Source organism: Microbacterium sp. Bi128 (assembly GCF_918698205.1).
On record NZ_CAKKMM010000317.1, the window covers coordinates 1 to 4,790 of the forward strand.

The 4,790-nt window shown below is 67.8% G+C and carries 5 protein-coding genes and 1 pseudogene; 3 read left to right on the forward strand and 3 right to left on the reverse strand.

The features are described from left to right. Positions 1 to 205, reverse strand: a pseudogene (locus tag LQV45_RS17945) (hypothetical protein); the annotation flags it as partial. A gap of 113 nt (positions 206 to 318) precedes the next feature. On the opposite strand from LQV45_RS17945, the gene LQV45_RS17950 reads away from it, so the two are divergent. From LQV45_RS17950 to LQV45_RS17960, 3 genes are all read left to right on the forward strand, one after another. Beyond that, a complete protein-coding gene (locus tag LQV45_RS17950; protein ID WP_230008189.1) occupies positions 319 to 1,689 on the forward strand; it encodes an LssY C-terminal domain-containing protein in 1,371 nt (456 codons plus the stop codon). A 97-nt stretch (positions 1,690 to 1,786) separates the two neighbouring features. Beyond that, positions 1,787 to 1,936 (forward strand): hypothetical protein, encoded by a 150-nt coding sequence (locus LQV45_RS17955; RefSeq protein ID WP_230008190.1) that lies wholly within the window; start codon positions 1,787 to 1,789, stop codon positions 1,934 to 1,936. A gap of 188 nt (positions 1,937 to 2,124) precedes the next feature. Continuing rightward, a complete protein-coding gene (locus tag LQV45_RS17960; protein WP_230008191.1) occupies positions 2,125 to 2,766 on the forward strand; it encodes an NADPH-dependent F420 reductase in 642 nt (213 codons plus the stop codon). A gap of 264 nt (positions 2,767 to 3,030) precedes the next feature. Here LQV45_RS17960 and LQV45_RS17965 read toward each other — a convergent pair whose 3' ends face one another. Together LQV45_RS17965 and LQV45_RS17970 are read right to left on the reverse strand one after the other, a co-directional pair. Then, positions 3,031 to 3,792, reverse strand: a complete 762-nt coding sequence (locus tag LQV45_RS17965) for a DUF4386 domain-containing protein (RefSeq protein WP_230008192.1) — start codon at positions 3,790 to 3,792, stop codon at positions 3,031 to 3,033. A gap of 161 nt (positions 3,793 to 3,953) precedes the next feature. After that, the coding region (locus LQV45_RS17970) for an SDR family oxidoreductase (RefSeq protein WP_230008193.1) at positions 3,954 to 4,790 on the reverse strand (837 nt) is incomplete at its 5' end.

Genomic DNA, 4,790 nt, shown 5'->3' on the forward strand with positions numbered 1-4,790 from the left:
GCCCTGCCGTGAATCCGAGCGACGCGTAGGGCTTCCAGGCAGCGCAGGCAATCGCTGCCGTCATGAGGATCAGCGGCCACGTCCCCTCCCAGGTGTGGAGGCCGGGGCCCATCCGCCCGGCCTCGGCCACGCACCACAGCGTGAAGAAGAGAACGGCCGCCGCGGGGGCGCCCCAATGCCGCAAAACTTTCAGTAGTGGTTCCATGCTGTCACCCTATCCACGGCGGCTGTCACAGGCAGGTCACATCCGGCCGCACTCCACCTTGGGGCCAGAAGATTCATCTTTCGAGCCAGCCCTCCGTCGATAGCGGGCGTAGTATGGCGGCCATGACCAAGGCAGCGGTTGAGGTCACAGCTCCCGCCGAAGCGGTGCCGTACTCCGTGCTGGACAGCGTGTTCTTCGTGGTGGGCGGCGTTGCGGCTGTGTGGCTGACCGCGCTGCTGGTGCAGTTGAGCTTCGAATGGGGCTGGGCGCAGGTCTGGTTCCTCTTCATCTTCTGGGCCCTGCTCGCCTATCTGGTGCTTCCCCGTCTGCACCGGATCCTGACCCGGCTCTACGTTCCGGACTACTTCATCGGCCGGGCGCGCACCAGCGACGGGCTGCTGGGCGATCCCGTGAACATCGCCCTGCTTGGATCGGAACCGCAGATCCATGGCGTGATGCGGTCCGCGGGCTGGACGAGGGCCGATGACGTGACCCTGGCCAGCAGCCGGCGGATCGTCTCCTCCACCCTCCTGCGCCGCAGCTATCTCGAGGCCCCGGTCAGTCCGCTGTTCCTGTTCGGCCGCCAGCAGGATTTTGCCTACCAGCAGGAAGTCGACGGCACCCCGGGCAAACGGCACCACGTCCGCTTCTGGCGGTGCCCGCCCGGCTGGCTGCTGCCGGGCGGGCTGGCCGTCGACTGGTTGGCGGCCGGCACGTATGACCGCAGCGTCGGGCTGTCCCTGTTTACCCTGCAGATCACCCACAAGATCGATGAGAACACCGACACCGAACGCGACCATGTGGTCGGCGCCATTACCGGGGCCGATCCCGCGGCCGGGCTCAGGGTGATCCGTGATTTTTCCACCGGCTATCACGCGCGCAACGGCGGGGGCGACACCATCACCACCGACGGCAATCTCCCCATCGTCGATCTCAGGCAGACCGTCGCGGAGCCGACCGCTGCGGGCTCGCTTGGGAGCGACACGCCCCCGGGCGAGGGCCGCGCCAGGCGTCCTTCGACCACGATTGTCGGGGCGGTCTTCGTCGGTGCCCGCGCGGCGGCGGCCGCGCTGCTGGCCCTGTCCCTGGTGCTCTTCAAGGACGCGCACGTCGGCTCACTGGTGCAGCCCGTAGCCGGCCCGGCGGTCACGGAGGCCCAGGCGGAATTGGCCGTCAGCGCCGCAACGGTGGTTGTCCTGCTCTTTGCCGTGGCCGAGATCCTGCTGGCGTGGTTCGTGTTCCTCGGCCGAAACTGGGCCCGGACGGTGGCCATGGCGCTGAGCACGGCCGCCATCTGCTTCCAGGCCGTCGATGTTTTGTACGGCGGCCCGGACATCACCCTGAAGTCCAATCTCCCCGGCCTGACCCTGGACATCCTGTTGCTTCTGGCGCTCTCCAGCAAGCGGTCCCGCGACTATGCCCTGCGCCCCCGCAAGGTAATCAAACGGGATTCCAGCCTTCCCGGCGGCCGGACGCCCGTCTGAATCCCCAGGATCCAGGGGCTCTTGACAGCCCTCTCGCCGCGGGCGCTAGATGTTCAAATAGCCAGCATTCCACCGCAGGAGCAGCTAAGGAGCGGACATGAGCGACGACTCACAGACGCCGGAGCGCCACCACAGCGAGACCCCGGTCGAAGGTGATGCAACGGCTGAACCCTTCGACGACCGCGCCCATTCCCAGGACGCGGCAGAAGGCCCGGACACCGACGACGAACCGGGCCCCACGGCCTAGCCTCCCTACGCGCTAGCCTCTCTACGAGCGAATTCGCCGGAACTCTGCGGGCTCGCCGGAACTTTCCGGCGAGCGGGGAGGCTTCCGGCGACTTGGACTCGTCTGCCCCGACCGGTGTCCTGACGGTCCCCGGCGCACACAGTCCTTAACCGGCGAAATATCTTCGCTCGCCCGGGTGTTTCTCCGGCATGACAACAATCGGAATCATCGGTGCAGGACACATTGGCGGCCAGATCGCCCGCAAGGCCGTGGAGCTCGGCTACGACGTCGTGATCAGCAACTCGCGCGGGCCGGAAACCCTGGCGGAGCTCGTCGCGGAACTGGGGCCCAGGGCCCGGGCCGCAACGCCGGCCGAGGCGGCCGCAGCCGGCGACTTCGCCGTCGTCACCGTGCCGCTCAGGAGCCTCCCGGACGTCCCCGTGGAACCGCTGGCCGGCAAGATCGTCCTCGACACCAACAATTACTACTGGGAACGCGACGGGCATATCCCGGCCCTGGATGCCGGCGAGGCCACCACGTCCGGCCTGTTGCAGGAGCACCTTCCCCAGTCGAAGGTGGCCAAAGCCTTCAACCACATCATGTACTCCCAGATCACCACGGACGGGACGCCGGCCGGCACCCCGAACCGCCGGGCCCTGGCCACGGCGAGCGATTTCCCGGAGGCGGCCGAGCTGGTGACCAGGCTCTACGACGAATTCGGCTTCGACACCGTCAACATGGGCCCGCTCGCCGAAAGCTGGCGCACGGAACGGGACCGCCCGGCCTACGTAATCCGGCAGAACGCGGCCGAGCTCACAGAGAACCTGGCCAAGGCTCCGCGCACCATCTGACCCGTCCTGGCCCGGGCGCGCGAATTCGCCGGAAGCCTGCGAGGTCGCCGGACTTTTCCGGCGGGCTCGCAGCCTTCCGGCGAATCCGGGCGGCAGCGCGCGGCTACGCCACCGCAGGACCCGGGAAGCCCTGAAGGGGGACGACTCCCGGATGGTCATTCCCCTATGCGCTTTGCTAGGATCCGGACCCTGCGTCCCGGAACTCTGACGGACGGGGCGACGACGGCGGCTGAACCTCCCGCCGTCGGGTTCCGCTAGCCCGCGTCACCTGTCGCGGGCGGGCGCGTCCTTCCCGAACCATGCACTGACCAGGAGCCACACGGACCACACGAGGATGAGGACAATCCCAGCGAGTGTAGGAATGGAGTTGGCCGGAGAGAAGCCTTCGGCGCCGACGATCCAGCCCTGCGCGAGGTAGGCGAGTCCGGACAGCGCCATAAGGTAGCCGATCAGCCGGGAGACGCGGCGCGCCCCGACAACCACGGCACCGGTCAGGACCAGGGCCACGCCCAGCACGAAGCTCTGGTAACTGCGCATGCCCCACTCCAGCCAACGGATACCCTCAGCCGTCGCAAACCGCGCAGCTTTCTCCGGTTCCGGAGCCGCAACCCAGGCGTCCACTGCGTGCTTGAGGGCAACGCCGTCGACGGCTTGGAGGGCGGCGTAAAGTGCCAGCGCGGCGACCGCAGCGACAGCGCCGAAGCGGGCCGTCCAGGCCATGGCCCCGTCCGGTGCTTTCAAGACCACCAGCAGGACCAGCAGCCCGGAGATGAGAAGCGCCATGCCGGCGAACTGGCCGAGGTGGACCGCCGTCCAAATACCGCTGCGGGCGTACTCCGCGAACGTCGCCGGGTGGTCATTTGCGCTGGCCGTATCGGCATGGAGCAGCCCGGCGACCACGGACAGCGCGAAGCCGGCAAACGCCAGGGTGGCGGCGAGGCGAAGCGGTGCACGGTCTGATGCCGGGCGCCCAGACCCGGCCGAAGCCGCCGGCCGCGGATTATGATCAGTGCCGTATTTCTTCATGGCATCGCCCGTTTCGTGCCGACGCGCGGGTGCGCGAAGTGCGCGCCTAAGCGCAGGCTACGCCGATTGCGTCCCCGGAGCCACGGGCCTTTGACCGGCATGTGGCGGCGGCACGTGTGACCCGGCGGGACCGCCCGTTAATCTGGACACCGCCGCACCCACTAGGACTGCGCTCGTCCGTGGCCCAACCGCGCAGCGAAGCGCGCGACCGCGTCTTCCGGAGTTGGCGCGGGGCCGAAGAGTTCTGCCTGGCGGCTCGTGTTGGCCACGTAGCGGCCGGTTTCGAACCACGCCGCCATGGCTCCCATGTCGCTCATGCGCGAGCCGGACTTTCCCGAAATCTTGCCTATCCTGAGGAGCAGTCCGGTGGGAAGGGAGAGCACCCTAATTTTCTTGTTCGCCAGCCGCGACGCCAGTTCAGCGCCTTCCCGCATGCTGATGGGGCGCGTCCAACCGATTTCGATGCGTTCGCCGTCGGCGATGTCGGCGTCGACGGCTTCGGCGAGGTAGGTTGCGAGGTCGCTGGTCAGAACGAGCGTCAGGGGGACGCTCTTTGAGCCGAGCCAGATGATGCGGCCCTTCTCGAACGGGTCACCGCCGAGCCGGGCAATCTGGTCGAAAAATGCTCCGGGGCGCAGCGCGACGAACGGGACGTTGAGTTCTTCGAGCTTGTCCTCGGCGAGCTTCTTGTGCCAGAAATGCGGCACACCGGGTGTCTGGTCACTCGTGAGGATGCTGGTGAGCACGAAGCGCGGCACCCCGGTTTTGCTGGCGGCGATGGCGAGATTGGCGTTGCCACGCGTGTCGATCTCGTGGGCGTTCTTGTTCTTCCCGGTGTACCCGGCCGCCGTCGTGATCACAGCGGCGGCGCCGGTCATCGCGGCGACGAGCGAATCGAGGTCGAGCATGTCGCCGCGGGCTATCTCGACGCCCTTGGCCTCGAGTTTGCCCGCGTCCGAACTCGGGCGGACAAGCGCCCGCACCTTCTTGCCCCGGTC

Excerpts from the sequence above, each read along its gene's own strand:
- LQV45_RS17965 (WP_230008192.1), bottom strand. The coding sequence starts at position 3,792 with ATGAAGAAATACGGCACTGATCATAATCCGCGGCCGGCGGCTTCGGCC.
- LQV45_RS17960 (WP_230008191.1), top strand. The coding sequence starts at position 2,125 with ATGACAACAATCGGAATCATCGGTGCAGGACACATTGGCGGCCAGATC.
- LQV45_RS17950 (WP_230008189.1), top strand. The coding sequence starts at position 319 with ATGGCGGCCATGACCAAGGCAGCGGTTGAGGTCACAGCTCCCGCCGAA.
- LQV45_RS17955 (WP_230008190.1), top strand. The coding sequence starts at position 1,787 with ATGAGCGACGACTCACAGACGCCGGAGCGCCACCACAGCGAGACCCCG.